The following is a 22,605-nucleotide window of genomic DNA, read 5'->3' as shown; positions in this document are numbered from 1 at the left end:
AGGTGCCCGCCGACCCCCGAGGGGCCCTGCGGCCGGCTGGGGTCTCGCTGCCCGCCGAGGTGACGAGACCCGACTGCGGGGCTACGGCGCTGCTACGTCACCCACTCGCATCCCTCCGTTAGCATGGCGGAACTCACGACGAGAGCCCCCATCGTCCGCCCATCGCCAGAAAACGGCGCTATCCGGTACGAAGGGCGACCAATGCCCAACATCTAGCAAATCGGCCAAAGCATTGATATCTATAGCATCGCGGGTGATTTCCCGAATAAGCCGCATGGCTGCGTTCACCACGTGGCGTCGACCACGGGCGATGCTGTACGCCGTGGCGGGTGTGGTGGCCCTCGGATTCTTCGTCGCGCTGGAGATCACCGCGCGCCGCTACGGCCTGCCGGGGCCGGTCACCAATCAGGTGCAAGAGGTGGTATTGCCACCCAAGTCGGGCTTCCTGCTGTACGCCGGGATGGCCTTGATGATGGTGGTGCTCACCTGGCGGCAACGGTTCATCGCGGTCGGCGCCGCGATCGGCATCGACGTCGTCTTCCTGCTGGTGCGGTGGGCGGTCGGCGCGAAGCTGACCGAGGGCCACCCCTTCGGCAACGGCGCGTTGTGGGTGATGTTGGGCTGTGTGGTCATCGCCCTCACCCGCCGCACCGGCCGGGAACGCGCCCTGCTGCTCAAGGGTGCCGGGCTGGGCCTGGTGCTGGTGGCCGGCCGTAAGACGGGCGATACCTGGCTGCTCATCACGGCGAAGTCCCGCCCGGCGGTGCTCGACCGGTACCTGGCGACCGCCGATCACGCGCTGGGCAACCCGTCGTGGCTGGCAGGCCGGATTGTCGAGGCCATGGGACCGATCGGCGCCCATGTTCTCGACTACGTCTACATTCAGCTTCCGGTGGCCGCGGTCATCGTCACGATCTATCAGCTGCGTAACGTGGCGGTCGAGCGCCGCTTCCCGCGCCACCATCTGGTGCGCACCTTTCTGGCCATCGGCCTCCTCGGACCGGCCATCTACATGGTCTTCCCGGTGGTCGGACCGATCTTCGCCTACGGCTCCGGCGCCTTCGGCACCGGCGGCGAGCACTGGGCGCTGGCCAACCTGTGGCCGCATACGCCGCCGCCCATCAGCGCCCCGCACTCGATGCCGTTCGACGAGATCACGCCACGCAACTGCATGCCCAGCCTGCACACGGCGTGGGCCACCGCGATCTTCATCCATTCCCGCCAGGGCCCACGTCTGCTGCGCTACGCCGGCACGTTCTGGCTGATCGCGACGCTCGGCGCGACGCTGGGATTCGGCTACCACTATGGCGTGGATCTCATCGCGGGCGTGGTGTTCGCGCTCACGATCGAGGCGGCGCTGCGCTCGCTCGCACGTGGCTGGGACCGGTCGGCGACCCAACTGGTCGCCCACGGCGTGGCGGTCTTCGCCGCCCTCCTGGTGGCCTATCGCTATCTGCCGGTGGAGATGGCCAGACATCCGTGGCTGTTCGGGCCCCTTCTCCTGCTGGCGATGGGCTCGGTGATCCACGGCTACGTACGGACTACCAGGCTGTGGGAGCCGAAGGCCGCACCGGCGCTGCGACCGGAGCCACAGCCCGAGCTGGTGTGACTGGGCTGGCGAGGGGTGGCCGATCAGCGGGCCGCGCAGGGGTAACGATCACTCCGCTGATCCGGGTTTTTTGCGCTGGTTGGCATGGAAGCGCGCTTTCTTCTGGCGATTTCCGCACGTGTTCATGTCACACCATTTGCGGCTGCGGCTTTGGCTGGTGTCGAAGAAGGCGGCTTGGCAGGTTGGTGATGCGCACAAGGCCAATTTCCCGTCTCGTTCGCCCGCGATGATGCTGATCGCGTCGGCGGCGATCACGCCGAGGGCATCTTCCACGCAGGAAGCCGAGCTGAGCCGCCATCGCCGCTTGCCCTCGGGCGTCAGGATCGCCGCGGCCCGACCCTGAGCGCTGCGGTCATTGATGACGCGGACAGCGGACGCGGGGAGAGCGTCCTGGTTCGCGGCCGCTGTCGCGGCGGCGTGAATCGACTCCCTCAGTTCCCGGGCGAGGTCGAGCTGGGCGACGGTGCAGGAGTCCACGGCGAGGCCATTCACCGCCAGCCAGTCGACGAGTCGCTGCGGCGTGGGAATGCGCTCCACGGCGTCGCCATGACGCTCCGAGAGAGTCCCCGTGAAGCTGGTCGCCAGCACGCTGCCGAGGCGGAAGTCAGGGAACCGAGCACGCATGGAACCACCTTAGGGGGTTGCGGCGTGGTTCGGCGGACTGCTAGAACCGCCTTAGCCGGTTCCGCGATGGCCAGGAGGTCTCATGCCCCGTCCAGCCAGCGACGTGCACGCATGTGAAGCCCACGCAACGGACGCTGACCTCGACGATCTGCGTGCGCGACTCGCCGCGGCGCGGCTACCGGAGGCCGAGACGGTCTCTCGCGCCGCGCCCGACCCTCGCCGATGGGAACAGGGCGTTCCGCTCGCCGACCTCGTCGATGTCGTGGAGTACTGGCGCACCGGCTACAACTGGCGGTCGTTCGAAGAGCGCCTCAACCGGATCGGCCAGTTCCGCACGACCATTGATGATCTGGGAATCCACTTCCTGCACCGCCGCTCCCCGCGCGCGGATGCCACTCCTCTGATCATGACGCACGGCTGGCCAGGCAGCATCGCGGAGTTCATCGATGTAGTGGACGAGCTGGCAGATCCGAAAGACGCGGACGCGCCGGCGTTCCACGTCGTGGTCCCGTCGTTGCCGGGTTTTGGTTACAGCGACAAGCCCGCCACCACCGGGTGGGGACTCGAAAAGATCGCGGCCGCATGGGTGGAACTGATGGGAAGGCTCGGCTACAGCACGTTCGCAGCCCACGGCGGCGACTGGGGAGGTCCGATCACCACGGTCCTCGGCGGCAGGTTCCCGGAGCACGTTCTCGGCATCCACACAACGACCGCGCAGGCACCGCCCGGGTTGACCACGGACGGGCTGACGGCGGCCGAGCGCAAGTGGACCGAGGAAACGCGCGATTTCTGGGATGGCCCCGCCGCGGCGTTCGCGAAGCAGCAGGCGACCCGACCGCAGACCATCGGTTACTCGCTCGTGGACTCACCGGTCGGGCTTCTCGCCTGGATCCTTGACAAGTTCGCCGCGTGGACGGATACCGAAGACAGCCCGTTCGAGACGATTTCCATGGACAGGTTTCTTGACAACGTCACCCTGTATTGGCTGACGCGGACCGGCGCATCGTCGGCCCGCATTTACTACGAGAGCCACCTCTCGCTCGACCCCGAACTTCGCGTCGACGTCCCGTCGGCAATCATTGTGTATCCCCACGACATCGAGAAGTGCCCGCGCCCCTGGGCACAGGAGCGGTACCGGCAGATCGTCCGATGGAGGGCGGCCGAAATCGGGGGACATTTCCCGTCGCTGGAGGTTCCCGAGTATTTCGTCAAAGATCTACAAGAGGGCCTCGCGGCAGTGCTGGCCGCCAATCGGTGAACGCGACTGGGTGTCGGCACTAAAGAGTGAAGGGATCCTCGTTGAGCTTTTCTCCCAGGTGCTCGAGAGTGTCCGTAAGGCTCGGCGGTGCGCCGTCCAGCCTTTCGCGCTGTTTGGCGACCTGACCGATGAGGCGAAGGGTCCGCCCCGAGGAGATTCCGGGTGCGGCGGTGACCAGGGATCTGGCGACGTCTTCCGCGTCGCGCCAGGCATTGACGTCCAGCAGGCATTGTGCGAGTCGTGCGACTCGCTCGCTTGAGTAGCCAGTCGTGACGTCGCGCCCTGGTTGTACGGATTGCAGCAGTAGCTCGATTGCCTTCTGCGCGTCCCCCGCCATCTGAAGTGCGTGACCCCACTGGCGGTCAATTTCCCCGCTGGTCACCCACCATGTCCAGTCCGGTTCCCCGACATCGTTACCGTCCTCGATGAGCGACCGGGCGCGTTGAAGCGACTCGATGGCATCCGACGTACGTCCCGTGCCGACCAATCCCTTGGCTTCACGGATGCGGAACATCGCCTCGACGCGCGGGGACAGCCGTTTACCGTTGAGCACCGACCGGGCGATGGACAGCGCCTCCTGGTTCCGTCCGCGCCATTCACTGTGCATCGCCATATTCTGCAGCGTCAGCAATGCGATGGAGCGGTCCCCCGAGAGATTCGCGAGGAACAGTGCCTCATGGTTGAAGCGCTGGGCGGCGTCGTCTCTTTCCGCGTCCCAGAGAGCCCAGCCGGCGACCTCGGCGAGTTCTGCGGCGGCCGACTGGATGTCGCGCTCGTACCGGGGGTCGTAGTCTCCGACCCCGAGCCGCCGATGCACGACCTTGAACGCGCGGCCTGCGGGCTCGGCGATGGATACCCCGCTGAGTTCGTTGTCCAGGACGACCAGGCGACGGGACGTCTCCCGGATGGCCTGTACGAAGTCGGCTCCGCGTGCCTCGTTGAGTGTGAGTATCCGATCAGTGATGGCCGGAGCAGCTTCCGGTGAAGCTGTCGGCGGTGCTACTCGTACCGCGATGTCGGCGAGTTCCCCATTCGTCTTGAACAGGTTGTCCAGCGCGGTGACGAGTTGCGTCGACGGCTGCTGTTTCCCGGTGAGGACGCGGGACAGGTAGGCATGGTCGTAGTTCAGATGGCGGGCGACCGCCCGAACACTCATGCCCCGGTCACGGAGCAGGTCGCGGACTCTTTGGCTGAACTCCCCGCAGTTCATGGTGACCAGAGTACGGCTGTCACCGCGTAGTCACCAAGCGGTCACCAACCGCGACCGCACGTTCGCGGTTGTCTTGGGCGTACGCAAGGACCCCCGCGACCGTGCGACCGGCCCGGGGGCATGGCCATCGCCAACGGGAGCGACAACGTGTCGGACACTAGCCCAGCCACCCCACCCGCGAACACGCCCAACGACGCCTGCGATGTGTGCGGGGCGCTGTTACGACAGCAGGCCGAAGCACGGCGCAACGGGGATCAGAAGTGGGCGACCGCCAGTCTCATCGAACTCCAGCGGCACCACGACGGCCTGCCGCACGGCGAGGCAGCCCGGTGAAGGACCGCACGATGATGACGCTGCGCGTGTCGCGGGACAGCGGGAAGACCTACGGGCCGACCCGCGTGGTCAAGTCCACCGATCCCCTGATGCCGGTGGAGACGTCGGTGTGGCCGCCGTGCGAGTGCGCCCGATGCGTATCGGCCCAAGTGGCTGGCCGACGGCCACGGTGAAGCCGCGTCAGGACTTCTCTTCCGGATCGCGCTCACGGGCGTGCGATAGGTTGCCCGCCATGACTGGACTCGGACCCGTCGCCTGGCCACCTGCCCCGATAGGGACCGAACGGCTCCTGCTACGGGAGTCCGAGGCGCGGGACCGGGCGGCGTTCATCGAGCTGTTCGCATCGCCGGAGGTGCGTACCTATCTGGGTGGCCCTCAATCGCGTGAGGAGCTCGAAGCCGCGATGCCTGAGGTGCCCGGTCGGCGGCCTGGCCTGTTCGTGGTGGATCTCGACGGGGCGATGATCGGCATGATCACGCTCGATCGGCGCGGTGCGGAGCGTCCGGGGCACATCCGTCCGGATGCCGAGGAGGCCGAACTCGGTTATGTGTTCCTGCCGGAGGCGTGGGGGTGCGGGTACGCCGCCGAGGGGTGCGCGGCGGCGCTCGGCTGGTTCGTCGGCGCGCTTCCCGGCGAGCCGGTGGTGCTCTGCACCCAGACCGCCAACGACCGCTCGTTGCGCCTCGCGGCGAAGCTGGGGTTCACCGAGGTGGAGCGGTTCGAGGAGTACGGCGCCGAGCAGTGGTTCGGCGTGTGGTCCGCGGTCACGCCGTCCGGCCCGGCCGGGTCGTTTCGTCAGGGGCGCGCGGCGGGGTCAGCGGCCCTCAGGGCCTGGGGGGAAGGTATCGGTTGACCAGTTCCGCCGCCGTCTGCGCGTCATCGATCGTGATGACGAAGCGGGTTCCGCGGGTGAGTTCAAGCCAGAGCGCGTCGCCCTTCCGGAGCGAGACCGCCCACAGGCCCGGCTTCCACCGGTAGCCCCAGCCGCCGATCTCCATGGGGCGGGTCCAGCGCGCCGTGGCACGCTCGATCCGGTCCATCGTGATGTTCCGCCGCAGGAAGGGGGCGAGCACGGAGGCCACCGTGACGCCGCGCGGGGAGACGGTGACCTTGATGGCCCCCGTGACGAGGAACGCGGCCGCCGCGATCAGCAGGGCCAGGCTGACGGCCCGGTATGCCGCGTCGACGACGGCTAAGACGATCAGTCCTCCAGCCATGATCGCGCCGACGGCGAGCATCCAGCGGCTGGACTGAGACCGGTTCCAGATCTCTCGCGTGCTGTCGTCGGCATGCGGATTCATCGACGCCTCCGTGTGAGTGTGCGACCCACCGCAACGATCGCAGCGTCGATGGCCGAGGCCAAGATGATGGCGAACCGGTGGATCGAGCCAGACGAACCATCGTCAGCCCTCCGGCCTCGGCCAGGGGGCTGACGATGTTCGTCAGGGCCCGGTTCAGCCTTGTTTGGGCGCGGCCTGCTGGACGACCTCGAAGGACCACAGCGTGGAGCCGGATGCGGCGGGCTTCTGCCGCGGGGCGTCCTCGCCGCCGCGCTGGTGGGCCGCCTTCATGGGGCCCTCCATCCACGCCTGGAAGTCCTCCTCGCTGCGCCAGCGCGTATAGACGAGGTAGGTGTCAGTCCCTTCGACGGGACGCAGGAGCTCAAACCACTCGAAGCCGTCGGAGTTCTCGACCGTCCCGGCCCGTGCGGCGAAGCGCTTTTCCAGCACCTCGCGCTGTTCCTCCGGGACCGTCAGCACATTGATCTTGACTACGCTCATGGCCCCCATCTTGCCGTAGCCGAGACCACGCTTCCGCGGCGGCTCACCCTCAGCCGTGCAGCTTCAGGCCCTTGCATGGACGGCAGTCTCGCCACGATCCCGCCCGCGGTCTTGGACGCTGGTGCGCCAACCGCGACGGCACAATGGGGGCGTGGGTGTGGCAGGAGAAGGGGAGCGGGGGCCTGAGGACTGGGCCCGGTATTGGCGCGATCCCGACCGGGCCGTGGAGGCCATGCACGCCCACTTCTTCAGCCATCGCTTCCATCCCCACAGCCATGACGCCTACTCCTTCGCCGTCACCGAGATCGGCGCCCAGCGCTTCCGGTGCCGGGGCGCGCTGCGGACCAGCGGGGCGGGGATGGTGATGGTCTTCAACCCCGACGATCCGCATGACGGCGAGGCGGCCGCCGAGCTCGGATACAAGTACCGCATCGTCCATATGGGTCCCGATGTGATGCGGGATGTCCTCGCCGATGTGGCCGCCGGCGCGGCCGACCGGGCGGCGCTGCCGCTGTTCGACCGGCCGGTGGTCTCCGATCCCGTGCTGGTCCCCGCCCTGCTGCGGCTGCACACCGCCCTGGTCGGCGGTGCCGGTCCGCTGGTGCGGGACGAGCGGCTGACGGCGGCCGTCGGGGCGTTGGTGCGGCGCGGGGCCACCGGGCCGCTGCGCGCCCGGGAGCTGCCGGGCGGGAGCGGTGAGCAGGCGCGGGCCGCGCGGCGGGCCCGGGCGCTGCTGGAGGAGGCGTACCTGGAGGAGATCCCGGCGGCGCGGCTCGCCGAGGCCGCCGGGTGCAGCCGGTTCGCGCTCTACCGCGCGTTCCGCGCCGCGTACGGGATGGCGCCGAGCGACTTCCAGCGGCAGCTTCGGCTGCGACGGGCGCGCGGGCTGCTGGTGGCGGGCCGTAGCGCGGCCGAGGCCGCGGCCCAGGCGGGGTTCGCCGACCAGAGCCATTTCCACCGGTGGTTCGTGCGGTGCTTCGGAGTGACGCCGGGAACATTTCAGCGCGCGGCGGGGCCCGATTCGCCGCGCACCCCGCAGCCCTGGTGAAATTGGGCCGGACCGTACGGACTCACGCGGAGCGAAAGCTCCCTGCCAAAGCCTGACATCTTTCGGACAACCTCGGACGACGGTCAGGTGAAGTGGGCGTGTTCGGCGTCTGAGTAGTGGGCTCAGTAGGGTCTCCAAACATCCAGGACAGGTGAAAAGAGCGAGTGGGGGAGCGGCAGGGCGTGGCGAACGTGGAGCGGAGCGGACTGGGGAGAACCCCGGACACGGGGTCGGGCCCCGGTGCCGTCGGGGCGCGGACGTCACGGACCAGAATGGGGCTCGCGGCCCTGTGGCTCCTGGCCGGCCTGCTGGCGGTCCGTCAGGCGGCGGCGGTGCTGCGGCTGCCACCCGACGAGCGGCTGACCGACCTGGAGACCTGGATCGGCGAAGAGGGTGTGCTGCATGTCAGGGGGTCGCTGTACGACGGGGACTCCTTCACCGGCACACCGTTCTCCGGGCTCGTCCTCAAGCCCCTGACCCGGGCCGCCGAGCAGAGCCTCGGGGTCGCCTGGACCTTCGGCACCCTGCTGCTGGTCGTGATCCTCGGGCTGGTCGCGGCCCGTGCGCTGCCCGGCCCGGTCTCCCGCCGCACCTCGCTGATCGCCGCACCGCTGGCCATCAGCCTGCTGGTGCTCTCGCTTCCGGTGCGCAACACCTTCACCCTCGGCCAGACCAGCATCATCCCGGTGCTCCTGGTCGTCCTCACCGTGCTGCCCAGCACCTCCGGACGGCAGGCCGGTGTGCTCATCGGGGTCGCCGCGGCGCTGCAGCCCGCGCTGCTGCTGTTCGCGGTCGTGCTGTGGCTCATCGGCCGGCGCCGGGCCGCGGCGCTGGCGGGCGCCACGTTCGCCGTGTGCACCGCGCTCGCCTGGGCGGCCATGCCGCACGACTCCTGGACGTACTGGGGCCACCACATCGGCGGTGCCGGGCTCGGCGCGCCCGCCGACAGTCTGTCCAACCAGTCGCTGCACGGGCTGCTGCTGCGCATCGGTCTCGAGGGCCCGGTCGAGCTGGCGCTGCTGGCCGTGCTCGCGGTCGCCGTCGCGGTGATCGGCCTGCGGCGCGCGGTGCACTACGCGAAGGACGGGCAGCTACTGCTCGCCGCCGCCATCACCGGCAGCGTAGCGCTCGCGGTCTCGCCCACCTCCTGGCAGCACCAGCAGCTGTGGATCCTGCTGGCCGTGGTCGGCCGAGTGGGGCGGCGCGGCTCCGACCGGCTGGTGTGGCCGGTTCTGGTGGTGCTGGCGATGTCGCTCAGCCGCACCGCGCTGCTGCCCGACATCGAGATCCTCGGCCATATTGGCTACAATGCGCCGCTTCTGGCCGCGCTCGCCGCCGCCTGTGTGGTGCCGTTCCACTCCCGCACCTCGCCGCGCTGGGACGACCCCGAGCCGACGCCGGTCGCCGACCCGGCCAAGAGCCGCTACGCCTGGGTGCCGCTGCTGCGCTTCCTCAAGCGGCCGCTGTCCCGCCCGAACCTGATGCTCGAGCTGATGCTGATCCGCGTCGGCTACTTCGCCTACTCCTGGATCCGGGCCCATGCCCCGGACGAGCGCAGCGTGGCCGAGGGCCACGGAGACCAGGTGCTCACCCTCGAGAGCCGGCTGCATATCGACATCGAGCACTGGTTCAACGCCATCGTGGCGGACACCTCATGGCTCAAGCACTTCATGAACTGGTACTACAGCACCTTCCACTTCCTGATCCCGCTGTCCCTGCTGGCCTGGCTGTATCTGCGCCGCCCGGCGACCTACCGCTGGGCCCGTACCCCGCTGGCCTTCGCCACGATGCTCGCCCTGGTCGGCTTCTGGCTCTACCCGCTGGCCCCGCCGCGGCTGATGGGGCTCGGGTACGTGGACACCGCGCACGGCCCGCAGGATCTGAACAACCCGGACTTCGGCGCGCTCACCAAGCTGTCCAACCAGTACGCGGCCATGCCCTCGCTGCATGTGGGGTGGTCGCTGTGGTGCGGAGTGGTCATCGCGATCGTGGCGCCGTACATGTGGGCGAAGGTGCTCGGCATCCTGTACCCGCTGCTGACGACGGCGGTCATCGTGGGCACCGCCAACCACTATGTGCTGGACGCGGTCGGCGGCGCGGCCATCGTCTCGGCCGGGTTCGGGCTGCAGTACGTGCTGCTCGGTGTGGGCAAGCGCCCGCGCGAGGAGGCGCCACCGCTGTCGGCGGCGATGGGCGCCGCGGTGGCCCGGGCCAGGGGGCTGGTGCGGCAGCGCGGCGGTGGGCACGACGATGCGGAGCCGGTCGACGCCGAGTCCGCCGGGAAGGATCGGTCCGACGCCGCGGACGAGCCCCCGAAAGGGGGACAGGCTCGCGTTGAGCACCATGACCAGCGGGTCTAGCGTGGTGAGAAGGGGGCGCAAAGGCGCACAAGCGCGTTAAGCGGGGGGATCCGGGAATCGAGACGGGGAGCGGGGCCCCGACCGAGGAGGGATCAACGATGTCCCTGGTGAAGGCAGTCACCGCGGCGGTCGCGATGGGCGCTTCGATGGCCATAGCGACCCCCGCGGCCGCCGCGCCGCCGCACCCCTTCGTCTTCGTCCACGACAGGTTCCAGCCGGCGTCGGAGGCGAAGCACGCCGGTGCGGTGACCTACGACAAGTCGCTGGTGCCGACGTCCGCGTCGGTGTTCATCGCGGAGGCGCGGCTGAGCGGCAAGGGCATGGAGAACCACCACGAAGGTGGGGAGGGCCACGGCCAGTACAAGATGCACAAGGGCACGTTCGTGTTCATCAGCGTGCGTGGCCTCGCGGCCGATCACCACTTCGGGATCCACGTCCACACGAAGCCGTGTGGCACCAAGCCCGACTCGTCGGGGCCGCACTACCAGAACAAGCAGGACCCCAAGCAGCCCTCGACCAACTCGAAGTACGCCAACCCGCACAACGAGGTGTGGCTGGACGTCACTACCAAGAGCAATGGCAAGGGCTGGGCCAAGTCCTGGGTGAAGTGGAACTTCCGGCCCGATGAGGCCCGTTCTGTGGTGATCCACCAGCATGCGACGGGCACCACGTCGGGCAAGGCCGGACAGGCCGGCGCCCGGGTGGCGTGTGTGAACGTGCCGTTCAAGTAGCGGCGTTCCGTTCCGGCGTTCCGGTCACGTAGCGGCGTTCGGGGGCGTCTCGGGATTTCGGAGGGCGGTCGGCCTCAGGGCGGCAGCAGCCCACCCTCCACCGAGGCGTTCCTGATCCCCTCGTACAGCGCGCGCAGCGTCTCGCTCACGGCGACCCGTGGCAGATGCAGCCCGTCCAGCGCCTCGGCGTCCACGGGAGCGTGGCTGTCGGTGGCCATATCACCCCAGCCCTGGCCGGTCAGACAGCGCATCAGGGTGGGATTGAGCCGGTCCACCCCGCGCACCAGACACGCTTCGGTCGTACGGCCACCGCGTCCATCTCGACGAGGTCGTGCATCAGGCACAGCTTGAGCATCTTGGTGAGGTCGAGCCGCTGCCCGGCCTCGCGTTCGAACTCGCCGTGCGGGACTCCTGGCGCGCCACGAACAGCTTACGCGTAGGTCACCCTCAGCTCCTTGATCCCGTTCAGCCAGGCCGAGCGCAGCCGCCGGGGCTCGCCCGCGAGCCGGATGTCCGGGAGGGTGTCCGCGATGGCCTGGAAGATCAGCCGGATCTCCAGCTCCGCGAGGCTCTTGCCGAGGCAGAAGTGCGGTCCGCCACCGCCGAAGCCCAGATGGGGGTTGGGGTCGCGGGTGATGTCGAAGTCTTCGGGGCGGTCGAAGACCTCGGGGTCGTTGTTGGCGGAGGAGTAGAAGACACCGACCCGCGCGCCCGCCTCGATGCGCTGTCCGCCCAGTTCGGTGTCCTGGGTGGTGGTGCGCTGGAAGGACATCACGGGGGTGGCCCAGCGCACGATCTCGTCGGCGGCGGTGGCCGGGCGCTCGGCCTTGAACAGCTCCCACTGGTCGGGGTGGGTGAGGAAGGCGTGCATGCCGTGGCTGATGGCGTTGCGGGTGGTCTCATTGCCGGCGACGGCGAGCAGCAGCACGAAGAAGCCGAACTCGTCCGAGCCCAGATTGCCCTCGTCCTCGGCGGCCACCAGCCGGCTGACGATGTCCTTGGCCGGGCACGCCTTGCGGTCGGCGGCGAGGTTCATGGCGTACGAGATCAGCTCCATGGCCGACTCGGCGCCGATCTCCTCGGTGATGGCCAGTTCCGGATCGTCGTACGCGACCATCTTGTTGGACCAGTCGAAGATCTTGGACCGGTCCCGCTGGGGGACGCCGATCAACTCGGCTATCGCCTGCAGCGGCAGTTCGCAGGCGACATCGGTGACGAAGTCCCCGCTGCCGCTCTCCCGGGCCCCTGCCACGATGCGTTCCGCGCGGTCGCGCAGGGCGTCCTCGAGGGCACGGATGGCGCGCGGGGTGAAGCCGCGCTGGACGATCTGGCGGACCCGGGTGTGCTCGGGCGGGTCCATATTGAGCATGATCAGCTTCTGGACGTCGATCTGGTCCCGCTGGATGTGCTCGTTGAAGCGGATGATCGCGGTATTGGCGTGGGAGGAGAAGATCTCCGGCCGGGTGGAGACTTCCTTGACATCGGTGTGACGGGTGACGGCCCAGTAGCCGTCGTCGCCGAACCCGGCGATGCCGTGGGGCTGGGGGATCCAGCACACGGGAGCGGTCTGCCGCAGCCGGGCGAGCTCCGGGAGTGGCACCCGGTGCTGATGGAGGTCGGGGTCGGTGAGGTCAAAGCCTTCGGGGAGCGCTGGACAGGACATGGCCACTCCAGAGATCTTTACGGGAGATCTGACGGCCTATCAGAAGTGTCCGCAACGTAGTAACCGGTTCTACAAGTCGCAAGAGAGAACGCGGCCATTGTTTCGGGGGATTGGTGCCGCTCCTGGTCCGCCCAACCCCTGCACAACCCTTGCGCCGCCGGGCCGGGCCTCAGCAGACTGAGCTGAAGAACTAGAACGCGTACTAGTTCTGGCGCGGGCGCTGCCGGGAGCCCCGCGGATGCGATGAGAGGACGAGACAGCCATGGCCGCGGAACCCGTCATCGTCGAAGCCGTACGCACTCCCATTGGCAAGCGCGGAGGCGCGCTCGCCAACCTCCACCCCGCCTATCTGCTCGGCGAGACCTACCGCGAACTCCTCGCCCGTACCGCTATACAGCCCGACTGCGTCGAGCAGATCGTCGGCGGCACGGTCACCCATGCGGGGGAGCAGTCGATGAACCCCGCGCGCACCGCCTGGCTGACGATGGGCCTGCCGTACGAGACCGCGGCGACGACGGTGGACTGCCAGTGCGGCTCGTCGCAGCAGGCCAACCATATGGTGGCCAACATGATCGCCACCGGTGTCATCGACATCGGCATCGGCTGCGGGGTCGAGGCCATGTCGCGGGTGCCGCTGGGCAGCGGCTCCAAGCACGGGCCGGGCAAACCGTTCCCGGAGGAGTGGAACGTGGATCTGCCCAATCAGTTCCAGGCCGCCGAGCGGATCGCCCGCCACCGCGGCCTGACCCGGGAGAACGTGGACGCCCTCGGGCTGATCTCCCAGGAGCGGGCGGCGCGGGCCTGGGCGGAGGAGCGGTTCAAACGCGAGACCTTCGCGGTGCAGGTGCCGACGACGGAGGAGGAACAGACGGCCGGAGAGGGCATGTGGCGGGCCGTCGACCGGGACGAGGGGCTGCGCGACACCAGCATGGAGGCGCTGAGCGGACTCAAGCCCATCATGCCCGCCGCCGTGCACACCGCGGGCAACTCCTCCCAGATCTCCGACGGCGCGTGCGCGGTGCTGTGGGCCTCCAAGCGGATGGCCCGCGCGCTGAAGCTGCGCCCCCGCGCCCGCATCGTGGCCCAGGCCCTGGTCGGCACCGATCCGCACTTCCATCTGGACGGGCCGATCGACGCGACGAAGGCGGTGCTGGGCAAGGCCGGGATGACGCTGAAGGACATCGATCTGGTCGAGATCAACGAGGCGTTCGCCTCGGTGGTGCTGTCCTGGTCACGGGTCTTCGAGCAGGACCTGGCGAAGGTGAACGTGAACGGCGGCGCGATTGCGCTCGGGCATCCGGTGGGGGCCACGGGGGCGCGCCTGATCACGACGGCGCTGCATGAACTGGAGCGCGCGGACAAGGAATTCGCGCTGATCACGATGTGCGCGGGTGGGGCGTTGGCCACGGGCACGATCATCCAGCGGCTGTAGCGGGCGGTCAGGCTGCGGTCGCGGCCGGGGGCGTTGGCCGTCCGCCCGGCGGGCGGCAGCCTCAGGCCGAGTGGTTCGCGGCAGCGGATGACCGGCTCGGCTGGGGCGGCGATGTCGTCGGCGGATGGTACCTGCGAGGTACCGGATTCGCCTCGGTCCAGGTCGTCGCATGCACCGCCAACCGCATCCGCCCGACAATCCCCTGCCCGATGCGCTGACGGGTTCTGAGCGCCTGGACGGGCACATCATGACCCGCCTCGGCCGCTCACCCGCCGGACGCGGCGGACAGGATCACGTCCACGAGCCTGTCCGCCGCGTCCGGCCGTCCGTGCGCCCGGGCCGCCTCCGCCATCCCCGCCCGCCGCGCCGGGTCGGTCAGGAGCGGCCCGAGGGCGTCTTGCAGCCGGTCCGCGGTGACCTCGCCCTCCAGCGCGACGGCGGCGCCCGCCTCCTCGAGGTGCCGCGCGTTGTGCGCCTGCTCATTCCCCGCCGAGGAGGCCAGAGGCACAAAGATCGCGGGCTTGCCGAGGGCGGTGAGCTCCGCGAGAGTGCCGGCACCGCTACGGGAGACCACGACGTCGGCGAGCGCCAGGACGTCAGGGAGTTCTGGGCCAACGAACCCGGTGAGGAAGTACCTGCCGGTGAGGTGCTGGGGGAGCCCGGCCGCGGTCGTGCGCAGGGCCTCGACGTTCGTCGGCCCGCACTGGTGAATGATGTTGGCCCGTTCAAGGAGCCACGGGAGGGCGTCCCGGATCACATCGTTGATCTGCTGTGCGCCTTGGGCGCCGCCGGTGACGTACAGCGTCGGGAGCCGCCGGTCGAAGCCGGTCAACCCGAGCCCGACGACCGCCTTCTCCGCGTGGCCGGCCAACGCTTCCGGCCGCACTGGGTTCCCGGTGACAACGGCCGCAGACCGTACGGCCTCTGGGAGGAGCGGGAGTGTCGACTCCGACGACACGGCGATTCGCGCCGCCGAACCGGCCAGCTTCCGGTTCGCCAGCCCGAGCCGCACGGTCTGCTCATGCAGCACCAGCGGACGCTTGCACATCCGCGCCGCCAGCCCGGCCGGGACGGCGACGTACCCGCCGGTCGCGAGGACGACGTCCGGCCGGAAATCCGACACGATCTTGCGGGCCTGGGCGACACCGAGCGGTACCCGCGCCATGTCCTTGACATTCGCCGGGCTGATCATCTTGAGCGGGTTCGCGGACCGGCGGATCTTGCCCGTCGCGACCGTCTTGAAGGCGATGCCCTCGGCCGGGGCGACGCGGGCCTCCAGCCCGTCAGGCGTGCCGATCCAGAGGACATCGAGCGCGCGGCGCTCGGCCGCCAGCCGGGCCTGCAACGCCCGAACCGCGGTCAAGGCAGGGTAGGTGTGGCCGCCGGTACCTCCGCCCGTGACGATGAGGCGGAAGGTACTCGACAGACGGGAAGCAGGTTCGTTCACCCCGCGCACCCTACTGGCTCGACCGCAGCCCGAAGGACGATTCCAGCCGCGCCCCGCCATCGGCGAGAGTGTGGCTATGGTCGAGCGCTGATCGACCGGAATCCCGGGCTTGGATTTCGGCGGTATCGATTCCTCGGCGGTGCCCCTTGGGGCGCCGCCGTTTTCGTATGCCTGGAATCGTCAATCCACGGTGACCGCCATCGCCGTAACGGGCGGTGTTTCGCATATGAGTTCATGTAGTACGAGCGCATGAAAATCCTTTAAAGCCAGCTAATCTCTGTGATGTCATCGAATTGGCCGCTTGGGGTGTTTGATGGGGAATTGCGCCTTGTGCGGTCGGAGTCGAAGGGAAGCGACGATATGTCAGCTCGCCGAATGCTCACCGGTACGTTCCTGGGGCTGGGAGCCCTGGCTCTGGCCGCCACGGCGGTCGCCCCGGCGGCCAACGCCGCGCCCGTCCCCGTGACCGCCCTCAACTGTGACGGCGATACCTACAAGTGCACGGCCAACCTGGCGTTCGGTGACGGCAGGTGGGTCGCCCAGTGGAATGTGAACGTATTCCACCAGAGCGCGGCGAGCCATCAGCGGGCCACCCGGTCGGCGGACGCGCTGCGCAGCGCCGCGGCCCCGGTTCCGGTCACGACCCTCACCTGTGACGGGGACACCTACAAGTGCACCGCCGGGCTTCAGTTCGGTGACGGCAGGTGGGTCGCCCAGTGGAACGCCAATGTGTTCCACCAGGCGGTGACCAATGCCGTGCCCGCCGCGTCGGCGAAGACGGTCAAGGCTCCGCGGGAGGCCGCCGCCCCGGTGCCGGTGACCGCCCTGAACTGCGACGGTGACACCTATAAGTGCACGGCCAACCTGGGGTTCGGCGATGGCAGGTGGGTCGCCCAGTGGGACGCCAGCGTCTTCCACCAGAACTGACGCCCCGCCAGCGGGAGTAGTCAAGGGCCCGGTGCGGACAACGCGCCGGGCCCGCCCGGCTACCCGTCCTCGAACGCCACCGGGGCCTCGAACGCCGCCCGGCGCGTGGCCCGGCGCAGCGCTCGCAGCACCGGTCCGCCGAGGGTGAGGGTGAGCACCATCGTGACCACGGCGCGCGGCAGATCCCAGCCCAGCGAGGTGGTCAGGCAGTACGCCACGAAGCGGGCGAGGTTCTCGCCGAGCGGATCGCCGGGGACGTAGGAGATCCCCGAAGCCATGCCCTGCATCAGGGTCCAGCCCTGCAGGTTCATGACCGTCCCGTACGCCACGGACGCCACCGCCCCGTACCCGGCGAGCAGCAGCGACTCCGCCCGGCCGCGCAGCCGGGCGGCGCCCGGCAGCAGCCCCGCGCCCATCGACACCCAGCCCATGGCCAGCATCTGGAACGGCATCCACGGGCCCACCCCGCCCGTGAGCAGCGCGGACGCGAACATCGACACGGCGCCCAGGACGAAGCCGAAACCGGGGCCCAGCACTCGCCCCGAGAGCACCATCAGGAAGAACATCGGCTCGATCCCGGCCGTCCCCGCGCCCAGTGGCCGCAGAGCCGCCCCCGCCGCCGCCAGGACCCCGAGCATCGCGATGGCCTTGGCGTCCAGACCGGTGTCCGCGATGGTCGCCACGACCACGGCCAGCAGGAGCGGAAGCAGCGCGGCGAACAGCCAGGGCGCGTCGGCGGCGTGGGTGGTGATCCCGGAGTCGCCCGGTGCGAACAGCGGCCACCCGAAGGCGACGACACCGATCGCGGAGACGAGGGCGAGCGCCGCCACGGAGCGGGGGCCGAGGCGCACGGCCCGGACGCGGCCGCTGGAGGCCCCGGTCGGCGTCGTGTCGTGCGTCGTGGTTGGTTGTGCGCCGTATGCGGCGGTCGGCCCGGTGTCGTGCGTCTCGGTCGGCTGTGTGCCGTACGCCCTGGCCCGGTGTGGTTCGTCGCTCAGGGGGCGCTGCCCGCTCATGGTGTTCCCTCCAGCGCCTCGCGCACCTGTGGCACCGTCAGCCACGGCAGCGGGGCCAGGACCTTGGCCACCTGCGGGGCGAACGCTGGGGAGGACACCACCACCTCCGCCGTGAGCCCGTCCGCGACCACCTCGCCCTCGGCCAGGATGACGACGCGGTGGGCGAGTTCGGCCGCCAGCTCGACATCGTGGGTGGCCAGCACGATCGCATGGCCGTCCGCCGCCAGCCCCCGCACCATCTCCACCAGCCGGGACTTCGCCGCGTAGTCGAGCCCGCGCGTCGGCTCGTCGAGCAGCAGCAGCGGCGGGCGGGCGGTGAGGATGACGGACAGGGCCAGCGCCAGCCGCTGCCCCTCCGACAGATCGCGGGGGTGGGCGGTGTCCGCCACCTCCGGCAGCAGCCGGCCGACCAGTTCACGGCAGGTGCCGGGCGCCGCGCCCGCGTCCTGGTCGGCCGCCGCGCATTCGGCGGCGACCGTGTCCGCGTAGAGCAGATCGCGCGGTTCCTGCGGTACGAGGCCGACCTGGCGCAGCAGTTCGGCGGGGCGGGTGCGGTGCGGTACGACCCGGCCCGGGCCGACCCGCACCGACCCCGAGGCCGGTTCATGCAGCCCGACCAGACTGGCCAGAAGCGTGGACTTGCCCGCCCCGTTGCGTCCCATCAGCGCCACCGTCTCGCCCGGCCGCACCGACAGGTCCACCCCGCGCAGCGCCTCGACCCGGCCGTGGCGCACGGACAGCCGCGCCACCTCGCCCACCGGCTCGCCCGGCGGCGGATCGGCCACCGTCCGCGGCGTGAGCGACGCCAGCCGCTCCCGCAGCGGCCCCGCCTTGCGGCGCGCGTCCCGTATGGACAGCGGCATCGGCGACGGCCACCCCGCGAGGCCGCCCAGCGCCACCACGGGCGGCTGGACGGGCGACACCGGCAGCAGCTCGGCCGGTGCGCCGGTCAGCGGGGCGGCGCCGGGGGAGGGCAGCAGGATCATCTGGTCCGCGTACTGCACCACCCGCTCCAGGCGGTGCTCGGCCATCAGCACGGTGGTGCCCAGGTCGTGCACCAGCCGCTGAAGCACGGCCAGCACCTCCTCGGCCGCGGCCGGATCGAGGGCGGAGGTCGGTTCGTCGAGGACGAGGACGCGGGGGTGGGTGGTGAGCACCGAGCCGATCGCCACGCGCTGCCGCTGCCCGCCGGAGAGCGTGGCGATGGGACGGTCCCGCAACTCGGCGAGGCCCAGCAGATCGAGGGTCTCCTCGACCCGGCGGCGCATGGTGTCCGGCGCGATGCCGAGGGACTCCATGCCGTAGGCCAGCTCGTCCTCGACGGTGTCGGTGACGAAGTGCGCGAGCGGGTCCTGGCCCACGGTGCCGACGACGTCGGCCAGTTCGCGCGGCTTGTGGGTACGGGTGTCCCGGCCCGCGACGGTGACGCGGCCGCGCAGGGTGCCACCGGTGAAATGCGGCACGAGACCGGAGACGGCGCCCAGCAGTGTCGACTTGCCGACCCCGGACGGACCGACGAGCAGACACAGCTCGCCCTCGGGAACGGTCAGATCCACCCCCGCGAGTGCGGGCCGCGCCGCCCCGTCGTACTGGACCGACACCTGCTCGAACCGGATCACGGGCTGGCCTCCTCGGCCCCCGCCCCGGCTCGCTCGTCCTCTCGCTCGCCGGGCGGGGTGTGTGCGGTGGGGATGGGGTGGTTGTCGGGGGCCTCGTCCGGCGGGACCGGTTCGCGGGCCGGAGCCCGTGTTGGTGCTGGGGACGCGAAGGCCGGGAGCAGGCCCAGCAGTACCCCGGCCGCGGGCCACAGCGGCAGCGTCGGGGCGGTGAGCGGGACGACGGGCGGCTGGAGAGCCCCGGGGGCGTACGAGGCGGCGCGGATCATCAGTGCCGCGACCGCCGCACCCGACCCCGCCACCAGCCACGCCCGGACGCCCCAGCGATCCGGACGGTAGCGGCTGCGCACCGAGCGGCGGCCGCCCAGCCACAGTCCGCCGAGCGCGGCGGCGAGGCCCGCGAGCAGCAGTGGCAGACCGTAGCCCGCGCCCTCGGCCGAGAGCAGGCCGTACGTACCGCAGCAGACGCCGAGCAGTCCGCCCAGCGTCAGCGCGGTGGTGGTACGGGCGACCGCGGGCGGGACCTGGGCCGTGCGGCCGTAGCCGCGCGCGTCCATCGCCGCCGCCAGGGCCACCGACCGTTCCAACGCGCCCTCCAGCACCGGCAGTCCGACCTGCAGCAGCGCCTTCACACCCCGGTCGGGGCGGCCGCGCAACCGGCGGGCGGAGCGCAGCCGCTGGACGTCCGCCACCAGATGCGGTGCGAAGGTCATCGCCACCACGACCGCCACCCCGGCCTCGTAGAGCGCGCCGGGCAGCGACTTGAGCAGCCGCGCCGGGCTGGCCAGCGCGTTCGCGGCGCCGACGCAGATCAGCAGGGTGGCCAGCCGTAGCCCGTCGTACAGCGCGAACACCAGCCCCTCGGCCGAGACCCGGCCGCCGATCCGCACCCCCTGCGCCCAGTGGGGTAGCGGGACTTCGGGGAGTGTGAAGAGCACCTGCGTCCCGGGGATCGGCGAGCCGAAGAAGACCGCGAAGAACAGCCGGATGGCCAGCACCACAAGGCCCAGCTTGAGGAACGCGGTGTACGAGCGGGCCCACGGGGCGTCCGTGCGGTGTACGGCCACCACATAACCCGCGACCGCGATGAGCAGCCCCAGCAGCAGCGGGTTGGTGGTCCGGGACGCGGCCGTGGCCAGCCCGAGCGCCCACAGCCACCAGGCCCCCGCGTGCAGCGCGCCTCCGCTGCGCGGGGCACCGGCTCGCGGACGGGGGCGGAACCCGGTGCGGGTGCGGAACCCGGTGCGGCTGCGGCGCGGGGCGGTGGCGTCGGGAGTGGCGCGCGGTGGCGGCATAGTGGTCATCCGCGCGCTCATACGCGACGGCGGCGCGCCTGCCACACCGCCGCGGCGCCGAGCAGGACCACGGCGGCGAGCCCGCCGATCAGCCCGGCGGAGGGGCCACCTGAGCCGCCGCCGCCGTCGCTCGCCTCGCCGCCGTCGCCCTTCGGGGCGGCGTGGGCCTTCCCGGAGGTGGTCACCTTGTCACCGCAGCCCGACTCCGGATATCCGGCGATGGCGCACAGCAGCGCGGCGGAGTTGTAGCGCAGCGGTTTCGCGACCGCGGCGAGCGCTTCCCCGGCGGTGGCGTCCTCGCCGACCTGTGCGCACTCCGTACGGGGCGCGGGCGGCGTCCGGTGGTCGGGCGCGTCGGCGGCCGTGCCGAAGTCGAGGACCACCGCGACCCGTTTGGTGCCGCCCTTGGCCGGGGTGTCGGCGCAGACGGCGGTGAAACCGGCCGTACCGCGCGGCCGGGTGGCGTCGTCGGAGTCCTCGCTGACCGCGAAGCGGAAACCGATCACGTCACCATCACCGGGCCGCGCCGACGAGGGCCCCTGGACGGCATAGGTCCAGCCTCCGCCGTCCCCGCCCCGTTGCCAGAACGACCAGTAGCGATACCCATCGGCAGCCTGCGCGGGGGCAGCGCCGAACATCGCGAACAGAACGAGGACGGGCAGCAGCGCGGCAACGACGGACAACAGCAACCGGGCGGGGCGTGTGCGCGGGGCCGAGGCCGCGCGCGGGCGTACGGCCGAGTCCGCGTGGGCGCGCGGGGCCTGAGCCACGCGGTTGCGCAGGACCCGAGCCGGGCGAGTACACAGGGCCCATGCCGTGTACGCGCACCGGACCCACGTCGCGCGGATGCGCCGCGCCCGAGCCGCGCCGGTGCGCGGGGCCGAAGCCACCTCCGTGCGCGGGGCCGAAGCCGCCTCCGTGTGCGGGGCCGAGGCCGCCTTCGTGTGCAAGCTCAAAGCTGCCGCCTCTTGCGGCCGCTGAGCAGGAAGCCGATGCCCACACCCGCGACCGCGCAGACGCCGACGGTCCACCACACGCCGCCGACCCCGCCGTCGTCGTCGCTCTTCTTCTCGCTCTTCTCGTTCTTGCCGTCCGACTCCGCGCCCGGGTCCGCCGCCTCGGGCTTCGGGCCGGTGGCGTTGAGCTGCTGTACGAGGTCGGTGCCGCCGAAGTCGCGCGGGTTGGCGCCGGCCGCGTGGGCCGCGAGGATCAGCTTGGCGAGCGCGCCCGGGTCGCCCTTGGCCCAGGCCGCCGCGCCGCTGTCCTTGCCCTGCAGCCACTGCAGTGGCTTGCCCGCGGTGGCGCTGTGTTCCCCGGCGGCGAGCGCCACCACGGCGTCGGCGGTGCCGCCGAAGTCGGGCTGGTCCTTGGCGCCGGGCATCGCGGACTTCAGGTGCATATCGGTGTCGGACATGACGCGGGACAGATGGGCCAGCGCGGCCTCCGCCGCATCCTTCGGCGTACCGGCTCCGTCTGCTCCGTCTGCCTTGTCGGCCCCGCCCTTCCCGCCCGCGCAGCGCAGCGGCTCGGGGGTCGCGCCGCCGTCCTTGCCGACCGTCTCGAAGACGAAGCCCTTGCCCTGGGTGGCCAGCGCCGCGCTCGCGGTGGCCAGTTCATTGGCGACGGGCTTGCCCTTGTCCGCGGTGTACGCGAACGCCCCGCGCTCCTCCGCCTTCGCCGAGCAGCCGAGCTGCAGTCCGAGCAGCGCGTCGTACGGGCTTTTGCCGCCCTTGGAGTTCAGCTTCGCCGGGTCCTGACCCGTGGCGGCGAAGGCGCCGATCGCCACCGAGGTGGAGTTGGCGTCGCTCGGCCCGCCCGGGTTCATGCCCCAGCCGCCGTCGTCGTTCTGGTGGCGCTTCAGCCAGCCGACGCCCTTCTCCACGGTGTCGGCGCGGCCGCCCACCGCGGCCAGCGCCTGGATCGCCGCCGCCGTCGCGTCGGTGAACTCGCCCTTCTTCGGGTCGCACGCCTTCGAGGTGTCCGCGCGATACGCCGCGAAACCGCCGTCCGCGCACCCCTGCCCGGCCAGCCAGTCGATGGCCGACTTCGCCGGGGTGACGCCCACCGCGTCCTGGGCGAGCAGCGCCAGCGACTGCCGCCACACCCCGTCGAACTTCGGGTCCTTGGCGCCGTAGAGCCCCTTGGAACGCCCGGCCGGGCTGTCGTCGGCGACCGCGGCAGGCGCGGCGGCCGCGCCCAGGGCGGCGCACACGGAAAGAGCCGCCACGCTGCGGCGAATGTTCATGGCTGTGGTG

General features: G+C 70.7%; 21 protein-coding genes. 9 read left to right on the top strand and 12 right to left on the bottom strand.

Annotated elements, in window-relative coordinates; all coding sequences use genetic code 11:
* Positions 1–274 precede the first annotated feature (274 nt).
* Complete coding sequence (locus AS97_RS15605) at positions 275–1,609, top strand: phosphatase PAP2 family protein (RefSeq protein ID WP_247204383.1); 1,335 nt, start codon at positions 275–277, stop codon at positions 1,607–1,609.
* A gap of 48 nt (positions 1,610–1,657) precedes the next feature.
* Here the strand turns inward: AS97_RS15605 and AS97_RS15600 are convergent, their stop codons facing one another.
* Positions 1,658–2,233, bottom strand: a complete 576-nt coding sequence (locus tag AS97_RS15600) for a CGNR zinc finger domain-containing protein (RefSeq protein ID WP_210565113.1) — start codon at positions 2,231–2,233, stop codon at positions 1,658–1,660.
* 82 nt (positions 2,234–2,315) lie between these two features.
* Between AS97_RS15600 and AS97_RS15595 the strand changes: the two genes are divergently transcribed.
* Positions 2,316–3,491 (top strand): epoxide hydrolase, encoded by a 1,176-nt coding sequence (locus tag AS97_RS15595; protein WP_125759382.1) that lies wholly within the window; start codon positions 2,316–2,318, stop codon positions 3,489–3,491.
* A 19-nt stretch (positions 3,492–3,510) separates the two neighbouring features.
* On the opposite strand, the gene AS97_RS15590 is transcribed toward AS97_RS15595, so the two are convergent.
* Entirely contained in the window at positions 3,511–4,701 is a 1,191-nt protein-coding gene (locus tag AS97_RS15590) for a helix-turn-helix transcriptional regulator (protein ID WP_210565111.1), read from the bottom strand.
* A 147-nt stretch (positions 4,702–4,848) separates the two neighbouring features.
* Here AS97_RS15590 and AS97_RS15585 point away from each other — a divergent pair, with 147 nt between their 5' ends.
* Together AS97_RS15585 and AS97_RS15580 are read left to right on the top strand one after the other, a co-directional pair.
* Positions 4,849–5,034 carry a hypothetical protein gene (locus AS97_RS15585; protein WP_210565110.1) on the top strand — a complete coding sequence of 62 codons (186 nt, stop codon included), beginning with the start codon at positions 4,849–4,851 and terminating at the stop codon, positions 5,032–5,034.
* 232 nt (positions 5,035–5,266) lie between these two features.
* Complete coding sequence (locus tag AS97_RS15580) at positions 5,267–5,887, top strand: GNAT family N-acetyltransferase (protein ID WP_236669570.1); 621 nt, start codon at positions 5,267–5,269, stop codon at positions 5,885–5,887.
* On the opposite strand, the gene AS97_RS15575 is transcribed toward AS97_RS15580, so the two are convergent.
* Both AS97_RS15575 and AS97_RS15570 read right to left on the bottom strand, forming a co-directional pair.
* Positions 5,859–6,335 (bottom strand): hypothetical protein, encoded by a 477-nt coding sequence (locus tag AS97_RS15575; protein WP_210565108.1) that lies wholly within the window; start codon positions 6,333–6,335, stop codon positions 5,859–5,861. The genes AS97_RS15580 and AS97_RS15575 overlap by 29 nt on opposite strands.
* A 153-nt stretch (positions 6,336–6,488) precedes the next feature.
* Positions 6,489–6,815 (bottom strand): antibiotic biosynthesis monooxygenase, encoded by a 327-nt coding sequence (locus AS97_RS15570; protein ID WP_210565107.1) that lies wholly within the window; start codon positions 6,813–6,815, stop codon positions 6,489–6,491.
* A gap of 232 nt (positions 6,816–7,047) precedes the next feature.
* Here AS97_RS15570 and AS97_RS15565 point away from each other — a divergent pair, with 232 nt between their 5' ends.
* The 3 genes from AS97_RS15565 to AS97_RS15555 all read left to right on the top strand — a co-directional run bounded on the left by AS97_RS15565 (position 7,048) and on the right by AS97_RS15555 (position 10,954).
* Positions 7,048–7,863 carry a helix-turn-helix domain-containing protein gene (locus tag AS97_RS15565; RefSeq protein ID WP_086706364.1) on the top strand — a complete coding sequence of 272 codons (816 nt, stop codon included), beginning with the start codon at positions 7,048–7,050 and terminating at the stop codon, positions 7,861–7,863.
* A 272-nt stretch (positions 7,864–8,135) separates the two neighbouring features.
* Positions 8,136–10,223, top strand: a complete 2,088-nt coding sequence (locus AS97_RS15560) for a bifunctional glycosyltransferase 87/phosphatase PAP2 family protein (protein WP_086706349.1) — start codon at positions 8,136–8,138, stop codon at positions 10,221–10,223.
* Positions 10,224–10,321: 98 nt separating this feature from the next.
* Positions 10,322–10,954 carry a superoxide dismutase family protein gene (locus AS97_RS15555; RefSeq protein ID WP_059148509.1) on the top strand — a complete coding sequence of 211 codons (633 nt, stop codon included), beginning with the start codon at positions 10,322–10,324 and terminating at the stop codon, positions 10,952–10,954.
* A 74-nt stretch (positions 10,955–11,028) separates the two neighbouring features.
* On the opposite strand, the gene AS97_RS15550 is transcribed toward AS97_RS15555, so the two are convergent.
* Both AS97_RS15550 and AS97_RS15545 read right to left on the bottom strand, forming a co-directional pair.
* On the bottom strand, positions 11,029–11,298 hold the full coding sequence (locus AS97_RS15550) for a hypothetical protein (protein ID WP_210567461.1): 270 nt from the start codon (positions 11,296–11,298) through the stop codon (positions 11,029–11,031).
* Positions 11,299–11,384: 86 nt separating this feature from the next.
* Positions 11,385–12,617: a cytochrome P450 gene (locus tag AS97_RS15545; protein WP_059148507.1), complete on the bottom strand. Its 1,233-nt coding sequence runs from the start codon at positions 12,615–12,617 to the stop codon at positions 11,385–11,387.
* 262 nt (positions 12,618–12,879) lie between these two features.
* Between AS97_RS15545 and AS97_RS15540 the strand changes: the two genes are divergently transcribed.
* Complete coding sequence (locus tag AS97_RS15540) at positions 12,880–14,049, top strand: steroid 3-ketoacyl-CoA thiolase (RefSeq protein WP_086706355.1); 1,170 nt, start codon at positions 12,880–12,882, stop codon at positions 14,047–14,049.
* Between the two features lie 265 nt (positions 14,050–14,314).
* Here AS97_RS15540 and AS97_RS15535 read toward each other — a convergent pair whose 3' ends face one another.
* Positions 14,315–15,475, bottom strand: a complete 1,161-nt coding sequence (locus tag AS97_RS15535; protein WP_282615723.1) for a UDP-N-acetylglucosamine--N-acetylmuramyl-(pentapeptide) pyrophosphoryl-undecaprenol N-acetylglucosamine transferase — start codon at positions 15,473–15,475, stop codon at positions 14,315–14,317.
* 381 nt (positions 15,476–15,856) lie between these two features.
* Between AS97_RS15535 and AS97_RS15530 the strand changes: the two genes are divergently transcribed.
* A complete protein-coding gene (locus AS97_RS15530; RefSeq protein WP_059148527.1) occupies positions 15,857–16,423 on the top strand; it encodes a hypothetical protein in 567 nt (188 codons plus the stop codon).
* A 59-nt stretch (positions 16,424–16,482) separates the two neighbouring features.
* On the opposite strand, the gene AS97_RS15525 is transcribed toward AS97_RS15530, so the two are convergent.
* The 5 genes from AS97_RS15525 to AS97_RS15505 all read right to left on the bottom strand — a co-directional run bounded on the left by AS97_RS15525 (position 16,483) and on the right by AS97_RS15505 (position 22,595).
* Complete coding sequence (locus tag AS97_RS15525; protein ID WP_247204381.1) at positions 16,483–17,439, bottom strand: ECF transporter S component; 957 nt, start codon at positions 17,437–17,439, stop codon at positions 16,483–16,485.
* Positions 17,436–19,058, bottom strand: coding sequence for an ABC transporter ATP-binding protein (locus AS97_RS15520; protein WP_125759395.1), 1,623 nt, complete (start codon positions 19,056–19,058; stop codon positions 17,436–17,438). Before AS97_RS15520 ends, AS97_RS15525 begins: the two co-directional genes overlap by 4 nt.
* The gene (locus tag AS97_RS15515) at positions 19,055–20,359 is read right to left on the bottom strand and encodes an energy-coupling factor transporter transmembrane component T (protein ID WP_247204380.1); all 1,305 of its coding nucleotides are present in this window, start codon (positions 20,357–20,359) and stop codon (positions 19,055–19,057) included. Before AS97_RS15515 ends, AS97_RS15520 begins: the two co-directional genes overlap by 4 nt.
* 8 nt (positions 20,360–20,367) lie before the next feature.
* Positions 20,368–20,988, bottom strand: coding sequence for an SCO2322 family protein (locus tag AS97_RS15510; protein ID WP_236670216.1), 621 nt, complete (start codon positions 20,986–20,988; stop codon positions 20,368–20,370).
* A 314-nt stretch (positions 20,989–21,302) separates the two neighbouring features.
* Positions 21,303–22,595, bottom strand: coding sequence for a prenyltransferase/squalene oxidase repeat-containing protein (locus AS97_RS15505; RefSeq protein ID WP_210565105.1), 1,293 nt, complete (start codon positions 22,593–22,595; stop codon positions 21,303–21,305).
* Positions 22,596–22,605: the final 10 nt, after the last annotated feature.

It is taken from the genome of Streptomyces sp. AgN23 (assembly GCF_001598115.1).
Taxonomy (GTDB): Bacteria; Actinomycetota; Actinomycetes; order Streptomycetales; family Streptomycetaceae; genus Streptomyces; species Streptomyces antimycoticus.
The sequence above is the reverse complement of the archived record's forward strand: the minus strand, read 5'-3'. Positions and strand labels throughout refer to the sequence as shown.